At 35.9% G+C, this 15620-nt stretch carries 16 protein-coding genes; 9 read left to right on the top strand and 7 right to left on the bottom strand.

Translation table 11 applies throughout. From position 1 onward, the window contains the following. The first annotated feature begins 7 nt into the window (after window positions 1-7). On the top strand, window positions 8-532 hold the full coding sequence (locus GFO_RS10675) for a SixA phosphatase family protein (protein ID WP_011710136.1): 525 nt from the start codon (window positions 8-10) through the stop codon (window positions 530-532). Window positions 533-534: 2 nt separating this feature from the next. On the opposite strand, the gene GFO_RS10680 is transcribed toward GFO_RS10675, so the two are convergent. Continuing rightward, window positions 535-1287 carry a DUF6503 family protein gene (locus GFO_RS10680; RefSeq protein WP_011710137.1) on the bottom strand — a complete coding sequence of 251 codons (753 nt, stop codon included), beginning with the start codon at window positions 1285-1287 and terminating at the stop codon, window positions 535-537. Window positions 1288-1401: 114 nt separating this feature from the next. Between GFO_RS10680 and smpB the strand changes: the two genes are divergently transcribed. After that, complete coding sequence (smpB, locus tag GFO_RS10685) at window positions 1402-1857, top strand: SsrA-binding protein SmpB (protein WP_041250099.1); 456 nt, start codon at window positions 1402-1404, stop codon at window positions 1855-1857. A gap of 43 nt (window positions 1858-1900) precedes the next feature. Next, on the top strand, window positions 1901-4366 hold the full coding sequence (locus tag GFO_RS10690) for a DUF5686 and carboxypeptidase regulatory-like domain-containing protein (protein ID WP_011710139.1): 2466 nt from the start codon (window positions 1901-1903) through the stop codon (window positions 4364-4366). A 594-nt stretch (window positions 4367-4960) separates the two neighbouring features. Here GFO_RS10690 and GFO_RS10695 read toward each other — a convergent pair. From GFO_RS10695 to ruvX, 3 genes are all read right to left on the bottom strand, one after another. Continuing rightward, window positions 4961-5398, bottom strand: a complete 438-nt coding sequence (locus GFO_RS10695; protein ID WP_011710140.1) for a DUF5606 family protein — start codon at window positions 5396-5398, stop codon at window positions 4961-4963. Between the two features lie 57 nt (window positions 5399-5455). Continuing rightward, complete coding sequence (gene def / locus GFO_RS10700; RefSeq protein WP_011710141.1) at window positions 5456-6046, bottom strand: peptide deformylase; 591 nt, start codon at window positions 6044-6046, stop codon at window positions 5456-5458. 112 nt (window positions 6047-6158) lie between these two features. Continuing rightward, the gene (gene ruvX, locus GFO_RS10705) at window positions 6159-6566 is read right to left on the bottom strand and encodes a Holliday junction resolvase RuvX (protein ID WP_011710142.1); all 408 of its coding nucleotides are present in this window, start codon (window positions 6564-6566) and stop codon (window positions 6159-6161) included. Between the two features lie 86 nt (window positions 6567-6652). On the opposite strand from ruvX, the gene GFO_RS10710 reads away from it, so the two are divergent. From GFO_RS10710 to GFO_RS10720, 3 genes are read left to right on the top strand one after another with little or no spacing between them, the layout of a single operon-like run. After that, window positions 6653-7468: a 2,3,4,5-tetrahydropyridine-2,6-dicarboxylate N-succinyltransferase gene (locus tag GFO_RS10710; protein ID WP_011710143.1), complete on the top strand. Its 816-nt coding sequence runs from the start codon at window positions 6653-6655 to the stop codon at window positions 7466-7468. Window positions 7469-7508: 40 nt separating this feature from the next. Next, on the top strand, window positions 7509-8558 hold the full coding sequence (locus tag GFO_RS10715) for a glycosyltransferase family 9 protein (protein WP_011710144.1): 1050 nt from the start codon (window positions 7509-7511) through the stop codon (window positions 8556-8558). Then, window positions 8555-9625 carry a CDP-glycerol glycerophosphotransferase family protein gene (locus tag GFO_RS10720; RefSeq protein WP_011710145.1) on the top strand — a complete coding sequence of 357 codons (1071 nt, stop codon included), beginning with the start codon at window positions 8555-8557 and terminating at the stop codon, window positions 9623-9625. The genes GFO_RS10715 and GFO_RS10720 overlap by 4 nt, the downstream gene beginning before the upstream one ends. Here GFO_RS10720 and GFO_RS10725 read toward each other — a convergent pair. The 3 genes from GFO_RS10725 to GFO_RS10735 are packed head-to-tail and all read right to left on the bottom strand — an operon-like array spanning window position 9622 to window position 12289. Next, window positions 9622-10380, bottom strand: a complete 759-nt coding sequence (locus GFO_RS10725; RefSeq protein ID WP_011710146.1) for a lipopolysaccharide kinase InaA family protein — start codon at window positions 10378-10380, stop codon at window positions 9622-9624. The two genes, GFO_RS10720 and GFO_RS10725, sit on opposite strands and share 4 nt — an antisense overlap. A gap of 2 nt (window positions 10381-10382) precedes the next feature. Continuing rightward, window positions 10383-11174 carry a glycosyltransferase family 2 protein gene (locus tag GFO_RS10730; protein ID WP_011710147.1) on the bottom strand — a complete coding sequence of 264 codons (792 nt, stop codon included), beginning with the start codon at window positions 11172-11174 and terminating at the stop codon, window positions 10383-10385. Next, complete coding sequence (locus tag GFO_RS10735; protein WP_011710148.1) at window positions 11174-12289, bottom strand: glycosyltransferase family 4 protein; 1116 nt, start codon at window positions 12287-12289, stop codon at window positions 11174-11176. The genes GFO_RS10730 and GFO_RS10735 overlap by 1 nt, the downstream gene beginning before the upstream one ends. Window positions 12290-12384: 95 nt before the next feature. On the opposite strand from GFO_RS10735, the gene GFO_RS10740 reads away from it, so the two are divergent. Genes GFO_RS10740 through GFO_RS10750 form a run of 3 tightly spaced genes read left to right on the top strand, consistent with a single transcriptional unit; the run spans window position 12385 to window position 15499 of the window. Then, window positions 12385-13506 carry a glycosyltransferase family 4 protein gene (locus GFO_RS10740; RefSeq protein ID WP_011710149.1) on the top strand — a complete coding sequence of 374 codons (1122 nt, stop codon included), beginning with the start codon at window positions 12385-12387 and terminating at the stop codon, window positions 13504-13506. Continuing rightward, complete coding sequence (locus tag GFO_RS10745; RefSeq protein WP_011710150.1) at window positions 13493-14062, top strand: L-threonylcarbamoyladenylate synthase; 570 nt, start codon at window positions 13493-13495, stop codon at window positions 14060-14062. Before GFO_RS10740 ends, GFO_RS10745 begins: the two co-directional genes overlap by 14 nt. Window positions 14063-14065: 3 nt before the next feature. Beyond that, window positions 14066-15499, top strand: coding sequence for a CCA tRNA nucleotidyltransferase (locus GFO_RS10750; protein WP_011710151.1), 1434 nt, complete (start codon window positions 14066-14068; stop codon window positions 15497-15499). Window positions 15500-15620: the final 121 nt, after the last annotated feature.

Consider the following 15620-nt stretch of genomic DNA (forward strand, 5'->3'; position numbering starts at 1 on the left):
AAACGTCATGGCAAACATTATCACACTTTTCTTTTCAATAATTCTAAGTTTTGGGTCAAATTCCGAAGAAAACATTCCGCACCCCTCCAATGATTCTGTGACGACTTTTTACCTGATAAGACACGCTGAAAAAGACAGAAGTGATTCAAAAAACAGCAATCCGGCTCTTACCGAAAAAGGATTAAAGCGAGCTGAAAACTGGGCGAATGTTTTAAAAGATATTGAATTCGATGCCGTTTACAGTACTAATTACAAGAGAACGATGCAAACTGCGAAACCGCTGGCAGATCTAAAAAAATTGGAGCTTCTAAACTACGATGCAAATAATTTATACAGTCCTGAATTTAAAAAAGCTACTTCAGGAAAAACCTTACTTGTAGTTGGGCATAGCAATACAACGCCGCAGTTCGCAAATGCTATTCTCGATGAAAAGAAATATGAAAATATTGATGATTCAGAAAATGGAGCTTTATTTATTGTAGAAGTACAGGCAGATGGAAGCTCTAGATCCAAAGTTCTTTATATTAACTAAGTCTAATTTTCCTGATTCAGTTTAACCGCTATATCTTTTGTTTCAATTACTGAAAGTAATTCCAGCTCACGATTTTCGTAGAGGCTGTCCAGTTTTTCAAGAGGAGTAGAGAGGTCAGTATATTTATAGTTTTCGTAGTCCACAAATCGAATTCCCTCTATAATTCGGTGATTAAAAGCTTTTCTAAAGCGAATTCCTCCATCATTAATTTCAAAATTATAAGCAAGGTAATCCACTTCAAAATTCTGGGTATCTATCCAGTATAAATATTCATCTTCATGATCTGTTCCTCCACCTTCTTCAGCGAATTTCACCATGATCTCATAATATTCTCGACCGGCTATACTATCTTTTCCAATCAGTTCTTTATTCGCTGACTCGGCATTCAGTCCAAAAGGCAATTGAACAAAATAATGAACTGAATTTATAGAATTTCCAACAGGAACTACCAGGGAATCCTGAAGTTTTACCGCCGAATCGTTTACAAATCTCTCCAGTCCTTCATTATTTAATATATCATAAACCTGGTTGCCCGAAGAATCTGTAATAGTTCTTTCAAACTGGAACTTTCCTCCTGCTCTTTTACTTTTATACTTTTGTTTTCTGAAAACAAAATCAATTTCTGCATTTTTATATTTTTCGCCTCCGGCATTTTCAATCGCTTTGTTCACGATTTCATCGGCAGTAAGCTCTTTCTTTTCTTCATTACACGAAGCGAAAAGAAATATAACAAGTAATAATGAAATATATTTCATAACAGGTGATTTGAATGTCGCAAAAATAAAAATTTTTGTTTAGCAGACAGCTGAAGATAATTTTAAAATTGCTTTTGCATGAAATTAGCTTAAAGCTTGTATTTTTGTGGCTATATGAAGAATTCTATCAACATAAAAAACCGTAAGGCTAAGTTCAATTATGAGTTTCTGGATAAGTATACCGCAGGGATTAAATTAGCCGGAACAGAGATTAAAGCCATACGGGAGGGAAAAGCCAATATTGCTGAGAGTTTTTGTGAATTTAATAACCACGAACTTTTTGTAATTAATATGCACGTTGAAGAATACTCTCATGCCACTCATTTTAACCATAATCCCCGAAGTCAACGAAAACTTCTTTTGCAACGTAGAGAATTGAGAAAACTGGAAAAAGAAGTGACCAACTCCGGTTTAACGATTATCCCTTTACGCTTATTTATTAATGATCGTGGTCTTGCCAAATTACAGATAAGCCTTGCTAAAGGTAAAAAGCTTTATGATAAAAGAGAAACTATAAAAGATCGTGAAAGCAAGCGTAGATTAGATCGAATTCAGAAAGAATATAAATAATTCTAATATTTTTTCGTTCTCTTTATAATCCAAAATCTAACCAATGCTTAAAAAGCTCTTTGGCCTGTTGCTGTTTTTAACGGTTTCCCAGGCTTTTTCCCAAATTACGGGAGTTGTAAAAGACAAGAATGGAACTCCCCTTCCCTATGTAAATATTTATACTGAAACCGGGGCTCAAGGAACTACCACCAACGACGATGGAATCTATGAATTGAAGATAGATCAAAAAGGTTCTTATACTTTAGTTTTTCAATTTCTAGGATATAAAACTCAAAAGAAAAAAATTGAAGCTGAAAGTTTTCCATTAGCTATAGATGTTGTTTTAGCTACGGAAAGCACCAGTCTTGATGAAGTTACAGTAGAAAGTGGGGAAAATCCCGCGAACAGGATCATTAGAAAAGCTATTGAATCAAGGGAGCTAAACGCTAGAAAATTGGAATCATTTACTGCCGATTTTTATTCCCGTGGTTTATGGCGCATAAAGAATGCTCCGGAAAAAATTTTAGGTCAGAGCGTGGGTGATCTTGGCGGGGGACTGGATTCTACGCGAAGTGGTATTGTTTACCTCAGCGAAACCATTTCAAAGATCGCCTTTCAAAAACCCGATGATTTCAAAGAAAAGATCATCGCCTCGAAAGTAAGTGGAGACGACAATGGTTTCAGCCTGAACTCTGCCCAGGAAGCTTATTTTTCATTTTATGAAAACACGCTGGAAATAAACAGTGAGATCATTTCACCTATCGCAGAGTATGCCTTCAATTATTATCGTTACCAGCTTGAAGGAACTTTTTTTGATGATCGCGGAAATATGATCAATAAAGTACTGGTCACTCCAAAGCGCACAGGAGACAGAATTTTTTCAGGTTACGTTTATATTGTTGAAGATCTATGGCAGATATATGGCGTAGAGTTAACAACTACAGGAACTGCTATCCAGGTTCCGCCAATTGAAGAAATTGTAATTAAACAGAATTATAAATATTCTGAAGAAAATAACCTTTACATACAGATCTCCCAAAGTGTGGACTTTGGCTTTAAGATGTTTGGATTCGGTGGAAACGGAACATTTACGGCGGTGTACAGCAATTACGATTTTAAACCTCAGTTTGATAAAAGCAGTTTCGGAAGAGAAATTTTAAGTTTCCAGGAACAGGCAAACATGAAAGACTCATTATACTGGAAAGAAAAAAGACCGGTTCCGCTTACAGGAGAAGAGATTGACGATTATGTTCGAAAAGATAGTATTCAAGAGATAAGAAGCACCAAGCAATATAAAGATTCGGTAGATGCAGTAAATAATACCTTCGGAATAACTGATGTGCTTTTTGGATATACGTACACTAATTCCTGGAAACACCAGAACTTTAGTATCGGCGCTCCCATTTCCGGAATTGGATTTAACACGGTCCAGGGTTGGAATACCAATATCGATGTAGGCTATACGCAAAGAACAGGAGAAGACCAGGAGAATTTCTGGCGAATTAATTCCAACCTCAGTTATGGTTTAAGCGAAGAACGATTTCGGCTTAGTGGAGGTTTTCAAAAGAAATTTGACAATTTCAATAAAAAGTATTTAAGAATTAGCGGAGGGATCAAAGCCAGTCAGATAGATGAAACAGAACCTATCACACCCCTTCTAAATAGTATTTCCACTATTTTCTTCGAACGAAACTATATGAAGCTCTATGAAAAGAGTTTTGCAGAGATTGGTTACGGACAGGATGTATTCCCTGGAATTCGGTTATTTGGAGCATTAAGCTGGGAAAACAGGAAGCCACTTTTCAATAATACAGATCATGTAATTATAGATCGGGATGATGTTGCATATACTTCAAATAATCCCCTTGAACCCAATAATTTTGGGAGTCGGCCTTTTGATGAACATACAATCTTTAAATCTAACCTCTTTGCAGATATCACTTTCGGGCAGAAATATATGACGTACCCTAACGGCAGGTACAATGTTTATGAATCAAAGTATCCAAAGCTGAAATTAAGCTGGGAAAAAGGATTTGGAGGAGATGATGATAAATACAATTTTGATCAGTTTAAAGCACAGATCAGGCAGGAATTAAAGCTTGGCAACAAAGGAGAATTTAGTTACTTAATAAATGGTGGAGTTTTCTCTGGTGCAGAAAATATAAGCCTGGTAGATTATCAACATTTTAATGCCAATCAAACCAGGATAGGTTTTGGGAGTTATGTAGGAAAATTTAATTTGATGCCCTACTACGACTTTAGCACGAATGATAATTATGCTGAATTTCATGCAGAGCATGATTTCCAGGGTTGGGCTTTGGGCAAGCTTCCGTTGATCAATAAATTGAATTTTAATCTTATTTTGGGAGCTCACCGACTAACTACAGAGGGCCGAAATCCATATTCTGAATATTCTGTTGGTCTGGACAATCTTGGGTTTGGCAAATATCGCTTTTTAAGGCTGGATTATGTAGTTTCCGATTTTGGAGGAAAAAGAGACGGTGCTTTTATATTTGGGTTGAAATTCTAGTCCTATTAACCCTAACTGTCATTTCGATACAAAGCGCAGCGAAGTGAGAAATCTCAACTTACTTTAAGAACTGAAATTGTCATCGAACGGAGCATAGTGGAGTGAGAAACCTCTAAAGTAATGTGATTCCAAAAGAGATCTCTCCCTTTGGTCGAGATGACAACCTACAGTTTTGACAACTATAATTTGATAATATTCACGCAAAGTGAGAAATCCAAACTCACGTTAAGAACTGCGTTTGGCATTTCGAACGAAGCACAGCGTAGGAGAAATCTCTAAAGTGATGCGATTTCCAAAGAGATCTCTCCCTTTGGTCGAGATGACAATGTAAAGTTTTGACAACTATAATTTGATGATATTCATACAAAGTGAAAAATCTCAACTTATGTTGAAAAATGGATTTGTCTTTTCGAACGAAGCACAGCGGAGGGAGAAATCTCTAAAGTGATGCGATTCCAAAAGAGATCTCTCCCTTTGGTCGAGATGACAAAAAATCTTGAAATCAATTCAGGGTGATGAATTCCATTTATATAGACATAAAAAAAGCTGAAATTCCAAATTTCAGCTATTTTTATTCAGCAACAAATCAGAATTCTATTCTTCTTCGTCCTTTTTATTTTCAGTATTTTCTACTTTCTCTTCTTCCTTTGAAAAATCAGTAAAACCATTATTGATCAACATATTATACCACTGGAAGATTTTCTTCATATCACTGGCATACACCCTATCTTCATCATAATCTGGAAGGACTTCAGAAAAATAATTTTCTAGTTCCTTTTTAGATGATTTATGGTTTATCGCTTCCCCTCCATCTTCTTTTTCCTGAATCTTTTGAAAAACTTCGCCAAGCGGAATCTCTTCAGTATACGTATAAATCGCGATCTCGCTCAAAATACTCACATTATGACGCATATTAACAGCTATCTTCTTTCCGTCAAGCATAGATTTTGCAACAAAGCCGCCTCTGGTTTGGGCCGTTAGCTCAAATAAACCGGGTTTTCCAGAAATTGCAAGAATTTTATCTAATCCCATAGTATTTTTTTATTTAGGTTGGCAAATATCAATTCCCATAATCAATTATCAAAGCCTTTAGCGGGCTTTTTTTGCATTAGGAAAACGCATTTTATATTCTACGTTAATTTTACCTTTAGAAATATTGGCTAGTTTACTTTTTATTAGTCTCTTTTTCAGGCTGGAAAGCTTATCTGTAAATAAAATTCCTTCAATATGGTCATATTCATGCTGAATCACCCTGGCCGCTAATCCGGAATAAGTTTCAGTATGTTTTTCCCAATTTTCATCGTGGTATTCAATGGTAATATCAGGTTGTCTAAAAACATCTTCTCTAACTTCAGGTATGCTTAAGCAACCTTCACTAAAGGCCCACTCCTCCCCGGTTTCCTCAATAATCTGCGGATTGATAAAAACCTTGCGAAGATCCATTAAGACTTTCTTCTCTGCTTCATCCAATTCCTCATCATCTGCAAATGGAGCAGGATCTATCATAAACATTCGTACAGGCAATCCCACCTGAGGCGCTGCTAATCCCACACCATAGGCGTTATACATGGTGTCCCACATATTATTGATCAATTCCTCAAGTTTTGGATAATCCTTATCTATATCTTTGGCTTTCTTTTTTAAAACCGGATCTCCGTATGCTATAATTGGTAATATCATTCTTGAATGTTTTCAGCCATAAGCTATACGCTGTAAGCCTCTTTTTTATTTAAAATCTAAGTTATAAATCTGGTAAGCCCTTAAACTTGCAACTTTTCACTTTTCACTAACCTTATTCGTACAGCCAGGTCTGTAATATTATAGTGGCGCTAATTTCATCTACCAAAGCTTTATCACGTCTTTTCTTTTTCTTTAGGCCTCCATCTATCATACTTTGCACGGCCATCTTACTGGTAAAACGTTCATCTACCCTTTCCATTGGCATCTCAGGAAATTTCTTTACAAACTCCTTTAAAAACTCCTGAATATGCACTTCACTTTGAGATGGTGTATCGTCCATTCTTTTCGGCTCACCGACCAAAACACGCTCTACCTTTTCATTTTTGAAATAGTCTTCCAGAAATTTAATAAGTTCAGGTGTTTGAACAGTGGTCAAACCAGAGGCGATCATCTTCAATTCATCGGTAACTGCTACTCCTGTTCTCTTTGTTCCGTAATCCAGTGCTAAAATTCTGGCCATTTAAAAAATTTATGCAAAGGTAAGGTTTATATTGGTTTGTCCATAAATATTGCCTTATAGCTATTATATTTGAAAAAATTTAAAATATGGACCAGTTAAGAGCGAAAATTGAAGAGGCCTGGAACAATAGGGACCTTTTAAAAGATACCGAAACAACCGATGCAATCAGGAAAGTTGTAGACCTTTTAGATAAAGGTGAAATTCGTGTTGCAGAACCTACAGCAGATGGCTGGCAGGTAAATGAATGGGTTAAAAAAGCGGTAGTACTTTATTTTCCGATTCAAAAAATGGAAACACTGGAAGCCGGAATTTTTGAATATCATGACAAAATTCCTTTGAAAAGAGGCTATAAAGAAAAAGGAATTCGTGTAGTGCCAAATGCCGTTGCCAGACATGGTGCTTATATTTCTTCAGGAGTAATCATGATGCCGAGTTACGTAAACATAGGCGCTCACGTGGAAGAAGGGACTATGGTAGATACCTGGGCAACTGTTGGTAGCTGTGCTCAAATTGGTAAAAATGTGCATTTAAGCGGTGGTGTTGGAATTGGTGGTGTTCTAGAACCTTTGCAGGCGGCCCCTGTAATTGTTGAAGACAATGCTTTTCTTGGTTCAAGAAGTATCGTTGTGGAAGGAATCAGAATTGAGAAAGAAGCTGTACTAGGAGCTAATGTGGTATTAACTGGTTCAACAAAGATCATCGATGTAACAGGAGACGAACCAAAAGAGTTTAAAGGCTATGTTCCAGCTCGTTCTGTGGTGATCCCGGGAAGCTATACCAAGAAATTTCCTGCAGGTGAATACCAGGTTCCATGTGCTTTGATTATTGGAAAGAGAAAAGAAAGTACCAATAAAAAAACATCTTTGAACGATGCACTTAGAGAATATAGTGTAGCTGTATAAAAATCTTTCGTTCAAAATGATTTAGGGAGAAAAAGAAGTAATGAAAATACTGGTAATACAGATGAAAATGATTGGGGATGTACTTACGTCCTCAATTCTCTTTGAGGCACTTCGAAAAGAATTTCCAAAGGCTGAGCTGCATTACCTTATCAACGCACACACTTTTCCTGTAGTGCAAAACAATCCGAATATAGACAGGTTTGTACTCTATAATAAAGAGCAGAGTTTTAGTAAGCTTGCCAAAAAGATGAAAGCTGAAAACTATAATGTAGTTATAGATGTACTTTCAAATATTAAAACGGCTATTCTAACGGGATTATCAGGAGCAACCTATAGAATTTCCTACGATAAATTTTATACGAAGCCTGTTTCTACCCATGTCTTCAGTAGAAAAATTGAACCTAAAACGGTTGGTGGATCGGCTATCGAAAAAAGACTTCGAATGCTTACTCCTCTTTCTGCCAATTTTCCTGCTGAAATAAAGCCAAAGATCTTTTTGCAAGAGGATGAAATCATAAATGCGAAGCAAAAACTGGAAGAAGCAGGAATTGACATTTCTAGAAACCTTTATATGATAGGTGCTTTAGGAAGTTCCGAAAAAAAGACCTATCCTCTAAAATATCTGGCAAAATTACTGGATCAAATTGTAGAAGAAACGAACGCTCATTTGTTATTTAACTATATTCCAAATCAGAAAACACAGGTTGAAAAGCTTTTTGGCTTTTGCAGTTCTGCCACTCAAAAAAATATTCATTTAGATATCTACGGAAATAGTTTAAGAGAATTTCTTGCAATCACCTATCATTGTGATGCGCTTATTGGCAATGAAGGTGGCGCAATTAATATGGCCAAGGCTATGGAAGTTCCTACATTTGCGATCTTTGCTCCTCCTCTCCATAAAGAAAACTGGAATATGTATGAAGATGGGAAGAAAAACATTTCTGTACATTTAAGAGACTTCAAACCAGATATGTTTGTAGATAAACCTGAAAAACAACTTAAAACAGAATGGGAGAATTTTTATAATGAATTTCACCCCGGAATGATTGAAGAAAAGCTAGGGAAATTTTTGAACATGAACTCCAAATGAAGTACCGCTTTTTAATATATATCAACCATGCTTACGCGATTCCAATAGGATTACCTTTAAAGGAAGAAATTGAAAAGCTCGGATATGAGGTAAAATGGTTTTCTGGGATGGAAGAGCCGAAAAAGCTTTTTCCTGAAAATGGCCAGCTTATTGAGAATATCAATAAGGTTTTTGAATATGATCCACACATCGTACTAACTGTGACCGATAGTGTTCCAGATTTTTTTCCGGGACTAAAAGTGCAGGTTTTTCATGGGTTTCCAGCCAATAAAAGAAAAGGAACCGATCAATTTACCATTCGTGGTTTTTTTGATCTCTATTGTACTCAGGGTCCTTCAAGTACCGGTCCGTTTAAAAAGCAACAAGAAGTATATAATAGTTTTGAAGTTACAGAAACCGGCTGGTCTAAAATGGATTCACTTTTTCCTTTGGAACCAACCGATAATAAGAAACCGGTTATTTTAATTTCTTCCACTTTCACGAAACAGTACAGTCTTGCATTTAAAGATGAAGTAATTGAGGAGATCGAAAGATTATCAAAAATCGGGAAATATCATTTTATGGCGGTTTTGCATCCAAAAATTGGAACTGAAACGGTAGCAAAATTCAAGAATTTAGAAAACGAAAACTTTAAATTTTATGATACGACTAATTTAATTCCGCTTTTTAAAAAAGCAGATATCATGTTCTCTGATACCACCTCGGCGATCATTGAGTTTTTATTGCAACGAAAGCCCGTTGTTACTTATAAAAATAACATGCCAGGGCCATATTTAATAGATATCAATAAAGTTTCTGAAATTGAAACTGCTTTTGAAAAAGCCTTACAAAATCCTTCAGATTTGCTTCAGGAAATTGAAAAATTTGCGCAGTTTTCACATCCTTATTCAGACGGGAAATCAAGCGAAAGAGTTATCTCTACATGTATTGAATATCTTCATACAGATAAATCTCACCTTAAAAGTAAGCCATTAAATCTTTTGAGAAAATACAAAATTAGAAAGCATTTAAATTACTGGACTTTGAACAGCAATAACAAAGCCGATACACTTTCAAGAAATAATTAACCCTTTTTCCAGAATTTCAATTTTTTCTTCAATTCCTTTTTTCTTTTGAATTTTTCCTGGAATTGCCGGGTATAAAACCACATTTTTTCGAAAACCTCTGATTCATTTTTATCAATAAGCTGCGAGTACTCGCTGGCCATTACTGCCACCATTTCCTTTTGTGGAGTTAACCTGGAAAAGTTGAGCATTCTTTCGTCAAAAGTTAATTTTTTAAAATTCATTCTGTTTAAGTCTACCAGAAAAAAACTATAAACATCTCCATGCTTCTGAATAAGCGTATTTCCGGGCGAATGATCCAGAAATTGGATTTCTTTTTCGTGCAGTTCAAAAGTAAACCTTGTAAAAGCCCTTAGAATATTCTCATGATCTGGATACTTAGGATTTGTGACAAGTTCCCTGAAGGTAAGCTCAGCATTAATCTGTTCGCTTATGTAAAAGCTTTTTCCAAATGAAAAACTTCTGGTTTCTTCCGCATAACCTATCGGTAACGGAGTACCTACCCCTTTCTTTTCAAGGATTTGAGCGTATGTGAAAGATCGCTCTGCTTTAGATTTTCTAAAAAACTTATAGGCGATTTTATTAACTGCATTAGGAACTTTAAAAGATTTTATATTTATCGTTCTACCTCCTACTTCAAAAAGTTTAATTTTATTTCGGGATTTGAACAATATCTCGCCTTCTGCATTGAAATTATTTATCAGACGAGTGATTTCCGCCTTTTCAAATTCATATTTGCTTGAAATAATTATTCTCACAGCTATTTTTCAAAATATTGATCGACTCCGTTTTCACACCAGGTTCTTTTATCCTCTATGGTTTTCTGCTGAATTTTAGAATTTGCAGAAACATGATCCCTGGATTTTTCTTTATGATAAATATGATACAGTATTCCGCCGTATTTAAGGCGTTTCCCCTTAACACCACTATTCAACATCCTTATAATTAATTCTGAATCTTCCCTTCCCCATCCTTCTATCTCTTCATTATATCCATTTACAGCTAAAAAATCCTTTCTCCAGTAAGAAATATTGCAACCACGCACTTTTTTGGAAAACCCTGATTTTGCTGCATATTTGTTTCGAAGATATGGCAAGTGAATATTCCTAGTTCTTTTTTTTATAAGTGATGAAAAAAAGGAAAATCTGGATAGTTCCTTTCTCATAACCATTTCAAGGCCTTTTTTATGGATATTTACACGAGAACCATAAAGAAAAACCTGTTTTTCTCGTATTTCTATGTGATCCTTTATAAAATAAGGATGGATTATACAGTCTCCGTCAATTTGAATTATATAGTCTGAAGTACTTGCTGCAATCGTTTTATTTAAAATTTTTGATTTTCTAAACCCTGCATCTTCATGCCAGACATGTTGAACAGGTATTGAAAATTGCTTTTTATAAAATTCTATAAGTTCTTTAGTCTCTTTATTCGAACCATCATCTGCAATTAAAATCTCATCAGGTAACCGCACCTGATTTTGTACACTTTTTAGTACCAGGTTTAAGGCGCTTACCCAATTGTAGGTAGAAATCAATAGTGCCGTTCTCATTATTTTTTATTTTTCAATAACATATTCTCATAGACCCTGAAAGTACTCTTTCCTAAATTTTCAGCAGTAAACTTTTTTAAAAACATTTGGTAAGATTTTTCAGCGAATTGTCTACGCAAATCCGGATTCTCACGCAGAATCATTAATTTTCCAGCTAAAGCAGAAGGATTTTTTACCTCTGTAGAAAACCCGTTCACTCCATCTTCAATGACCTCATCAACAACCCCTACCCTGGTAGAAACTACAGGGGTTTTATTATAAAAAGCTTCTACAACCGAGGATGGGCCTCCCTCCCTTTCAGAAGTCATTAGAAAAACATCAAATTGAGGAAGATATGCCGAAGCTTTAGATAAAAAGCCAGTGAGAATTATATAGCTTTCCAGATCATATTCCTTTATTTTCTTTTTCAGTTCTGGAGTTAAACCAGAATGCTCCCCAATTTGAAAGAGTTTTATTGTTTTAATTCCATGTCTGTTCACCATTTCATTTAGTACCTCAATTAAAATTGGTAAATCTTTAGCATTGGTGTGATTAGCTATATTACCAATTAAAAAAATATTTTCAGCAATATTGAACTTCTCCCGAATATCAAAGTCTCCATGCAATGGTTTTTCAGAAACTTTAACTCCATTATAAACTGTAACCAGCTTTTGTCTATTCTTTTCAGTCAGTATTTTCCTAAAATGCTTTTCTACATATTTCGAAATACATAAAATCGTATCAATATTATGATAGTTATATTTCAGCTTACTTAAAAATCCCGTCTTTCTTCGAATACCCTTTCGGGCAAACAAAGTGGGCGTTTTAAGGGCATGGAGCAAGTCTGTGAGTACATATCCAGTAACAGAATCGCTGGTATGTAGATGAATAAGGTCAATTTTGTATTGGTTTATTATAGAAATAAGGAATTTTCTATATTCAGATGTATGGGGTTTACAATATGAAGTCGAGAGTATTTCCACCGATCGCTTTTCCGCTTCCTTAAAAATCGGGGTATCCTGAAAGCAAAATAATTTCTGGATTACACCATATTTTGGCAATTCGTCCATTAAATACATAAGCTGCTGTTCATTCCCGCCCCAGGATCGTGCGCCAGAAATATGTAATACGGTCATTTATCGATGTACTTTTACCGCAAAGATAATTATTACAATTTAAGGCTGAAATTATCATTTATCATAAGTTTGTCAATTATAATTGAAAGGTAGCATTGAAAGAAAAATTAAAGATCCTGCATTTATCAGCCGCCAGAAACTGGGGTGGTGGTGAAAACCATATTGAGAACCTTTGTCGTGAGTTCAACGGAGTAGATGCTTCCACGTTAAACCTTATACTCTGTGTAAAAAATGCTTCTTTCCATAAGCGATTGGAAATTAGTGATCTTAATTTTAGCACTGCCCCGATGCTTATTAAATTTGATCTTCGGTATGTATATAAGATTTTGAAATTAGTCAGAAAATATCATATAAACCTTATTCACATACATGATTCTACTGCTCTAACGCTTGCAGTTATGGCTACAAAACTGGGGAAACTACCGCCATTTATTCTTTCTAAAAAAACATCATTCCCCATAAAACAAAGACCTAGAACACTCTATAAATATAACCATCCTCAAATTCAGAAAATTTTATGTGTTTCTGAAAAAACTAAAGAGGTCACTTCCAATAGTGTAAAAGATACATCAAAATTTACCACGATTTACCATGGAACATCGATGAACAAATCTTCAAAACCTCCTTTCGATCTGAAGAATCGGTTCGATATTCCGAATAATAAAATAGTTGTGGGGATGATTGCAAATCACATCCGTGCGAAGAATTTGGAAACCTGGGTGCGAACTATTAATCACATTATTAATGTAAAAAACAACAAGGATTTTCATTTTGTTCAAATTGGAAGTTTTTCTGATAGATCTCAAAAATATCTGGATCTTATAAAAGAATTAAAATTAGACAAGCATATAAGCTTACTAGGTTTTATACCAAATGCTTCTGCATTGATATCACAATTTGACATCTCTCTTCTTACCTCCCAAAGTGAAGGCATTCCGCAGTTTATTTATGAAAGTTTCTATTATAAAGTTCCCGTAGTAAGCACAAATGTGGGCGGAATTCCTGAAATTATTGAGGATGGTGTAAACGGCATGTTAAGCAATCCTTATGAAGCCCAATCTTTAGCAGATAAATTGATAGCTTTGTCGAATGATAACAAAATGATGGAAAAGTTCGCAGAACTGTCGCATCAAAAACTCATTGAAAACTATACCACCAGGAAAATGGCTGAGCAAACCTTAGCTGAATATAAAAAAGTGCTTTATGGAAAGAATTGAACAAGAAGTTAGAAATTGCATAGATGTCCTAAAAAAAGGAGGAATTATACTCTACCCAACCGATACGGTGTGGGGAATTGGCTGTGATGCGACCAATGCAAATGCGGTAGACAAAGTATTCCAACTAAAGAAAAGAGAAGAATCTAAAGCATTGATCTGCCTGGTTTCAAATTTTAAAATGCTGGAACAGTACGTTGAAGACGTTCCTGAAACCGCTTATGATATTCTGAAGTACGCAAAAAAACCTACTACCGTAATTTATGACAAACCTGTACATATTGCAGAAAATTTAGTCAGCGATGATGATTCCCTCGGAATTCGCGTGGTAAGGGATACTTTTTGTTCTGACCTGATCAAAAAACTAAAACGACCGCTGGTTTCCACTTCGGCTAACGTAAGTGGGCAACCAACACCACAATCCTTTGATCAAATTACTCCACAAATTTTAAAAGGTGTGGACTATGTAGTAAATTTGCAGCGTTCAAAAAAATCACCTCGCCCTTCCGCAATTATCAAGTTAAGCAACGACGGCCTGGTGAAAGTGATACGCAAATAAAAGATGCCGAAATACCACAATTACAGTAAAGCTTTACACCATAAAATTTTCAATGTAATTTCAGAAGCTGCGGAAGATCTTTCTGTGGATGCCTATGTAATTGGCGGGTTTGTACGGGATCATATTCTTGAGCGCGGTGAACCTAAAGATATTGATATTGTTGCCGTTGGAAGCGGGATTGAACTGGCTAAAAAAGTTTCAGAAAAGCTTCCGAATAAACCAAAAGTACAGGTTTTTAAAAATTTCGGCACCGCCATGCTGCGTTCAGAAGATATGGAAATCGAATTCGTAGGCGCCAGAAAGGAAAGTTACCGTAAAGATAGCAGGAAACCCATTGTTGAAGATGGCACTCTGGAAGATGATCAGAATCGAAGGGATTTTACGATCAATGCGCTTGCTCTTAAACTAAATAAAGACGGTTTTGGAGATCTTTTGGATCCGTTTAATGGATATGATGATTTAAAGAAAAAGATCATCAAAACTCCTCTGGATCCCGATATTACGTATTCTGATGATCCTCTTAGAATGTATCGCGCCATCCGGTTTGCTTCTCAGCTGAATTTTATGATTGAAGCTGAATCATTAAAAGCAATTAAAGCTAATAATGAACGGATCAAGATCATCTCGAAAGAGCGTATCGTAGATGAGCTGAATAAAATTATGCTTAGTGACAAGCCTTCCAAAGGTTTTGCACTTCTGTATAAAACCGGTTTACTTAAGAAAATAATACCTGAACTTACTGCGCTGGCCGGAATAGATGAAGTAGAAGGACAGACGCACAAGGATAATTTCTGGCATACCCTGGAAGTGGTAGATAATATTTCAGAAAATACCGATGATCTCTGGCTAAGATGGGCAGCCTTACTCCATGATATTGGAAAAGCCCCCACCAAGAAATTCCATAAAAAAATTGGCTGGACCTTCCACGGACATGAATTCGTAGGTGCTAAAATGGTCTATAAATTATTTAAGCGATTACGATTACCACTGAATGAAAAAATGAAATTCGTTCAGAAAATGGTGTTGATGAGCTCCCGGCCTATCGCTATTGCAGATGATCACGTGACCGATTCTGCCGTCCGCAGATTGATATTTGATGCCGGAGATAATATTGAAGATTTAATGACGCTTTGCGAGGCAGATATTACCACCAAGAATCCAAAGAGATTTAAAAAGTATCATAATAACTTTAAACTGGTAAGGCAAAAAATTCAGGAAGTTGAAGAACGGGATCATGTTAGAAATTTTCAGCCTCCGGTGAGTGGTGAGGAGATCATGCAGACTTTCGGAATTAAACCCAGTCGGGAAGTCGGTTTGATAAAAGATGCCATTAAAGAAGCAATTCTCGAAGGTAACATTCCTAATGAATATGAAGCAGCCCGGGAGTTTATGTTGAAGAAAGGTGAGAAACTGGGGCTGGAAGTTAGCAGTGAGTAGTGAGTAGTGAGTAGTGAGTAGTGAAAATTATATAATCCAGAATTGTCAGCCTGAATGCAGCCCAAGGATAAAATCTTGAATTGTCTCCCTGAGCGCAGTCGAAGGGCTAATCTTTGAACTC

Source organism: Christiangramia forsetii KT0803 (assembly GCF_000060345.1).
Classification (GTDB): domain Bacteria; phylum Bacteroidota; class Bacteroidia; order Flavobacteriales; family Flavobacteriaceae; genus Christiangramia; species Christiangramia forsetii.

What these genes read in the sequence shown, in the direction of transcription:
- GFO_RS10675 (WP_011710136.1), top strand. Translation starts at nt 8, where the DNA reads ATGGCAAACATTATCACACTTTTCTTTTCAATAATTCTAAGTTTTGGG.
- GFO_RS10680 (WP_011710137.1), bottom strand. Translation starts at nt 1,287, where the DNA reads ATGAAATATATTTCATTATTACTTGTTATATTTCTTTTCGCTTCGTGT.
- smpB (WP_041250099.1), top strand. Translation starts at nt 1,402, where the DNA reads ATGAAGAATTCTATCAACATAAAAAACCGTAAGGCTAAGTTCAATTAT.
- GFO_RS10690 (WP_011710139.1), top strand. Translation starts at nt 1,901, where the DNA reads ATGCTTAAAAAGCTCTTTGGCCTGTTGCTGTTTTTAACGGTTTCCCAG.
- GFO_RS10695 (WP_011710140.1), bottom strand. Translation starts at nt 5,398, where the DNA reads ATGGGATTAGATAAAATTCTTGCAATTTCTGGAAAACCCGGTTTATTT.
- def (WP_011710141.1), bottom strand. Translation starts at nt 6,046, where the DNA reads ATGATATTACCAATTATAGCATACGGAGATCCGGTTTTAAAAAAGAAA.
- ruvX (WP_011710142.1), bottom strand. Translation starts at nt 6,566, where the DNA reads ATGGCCAGAATTTTAGCACTGGATTACGGAACAAAGAGAACAGGAGTA.
- GFO_RS10710 (WP_011710143.1), top strand. Translation starts at nt 6,653, where the DNA reads ATGGACCAGTTAAGAGCGAAAATTGAAGAGGCCTGGAACAATAGGGAC.
- GFO_RS10715 (WP_011710144.1), top strand. Translation starts at nt 7,509, where the DNA reads ATGAAAATACTGGTAATACAGATGAAAATGATTGGGGATGTACTTACG.
- GFO_RS10720 (WP_011710145.1), top strand. Translation starts at nt 8,555, where the DNA reads ATGAAGTACCGCTTTTTAATATATATCAACCATGCTTACGCGATTCCA.
- GFO_RS10730 (WP_011710147.1), bottom strand. Translation starts at nt 11,174, where the DNA reads ATGAGAACGGCACTATTGATTTCTACCTACAATTGGGTAAGCGCCTTA.
- GFO_RS10735 (WP_011710148.1), bottom strand. Translation starts at nt 12,289, where the DNA reads ATGACCGTATTACATATTTCTGGCGCACGATCCTGGGGCGGGAATGAA.
- GFO_RS10745 (WP_011710150.1), top strand. Translation starts at nt 13,493, where the DNA reads ATGGAAAGAATTGAACAAGAAGTTAGAAATTGCATAGATGTCCTAAAA.
- GFO_RS10750 (WP_011710151.1), top strand. Translation starts at nt 14,066, where the DNA reads ATGCCGAAATACCACAATTACAGTAAAGCTTTACACCATAAAATTTTC.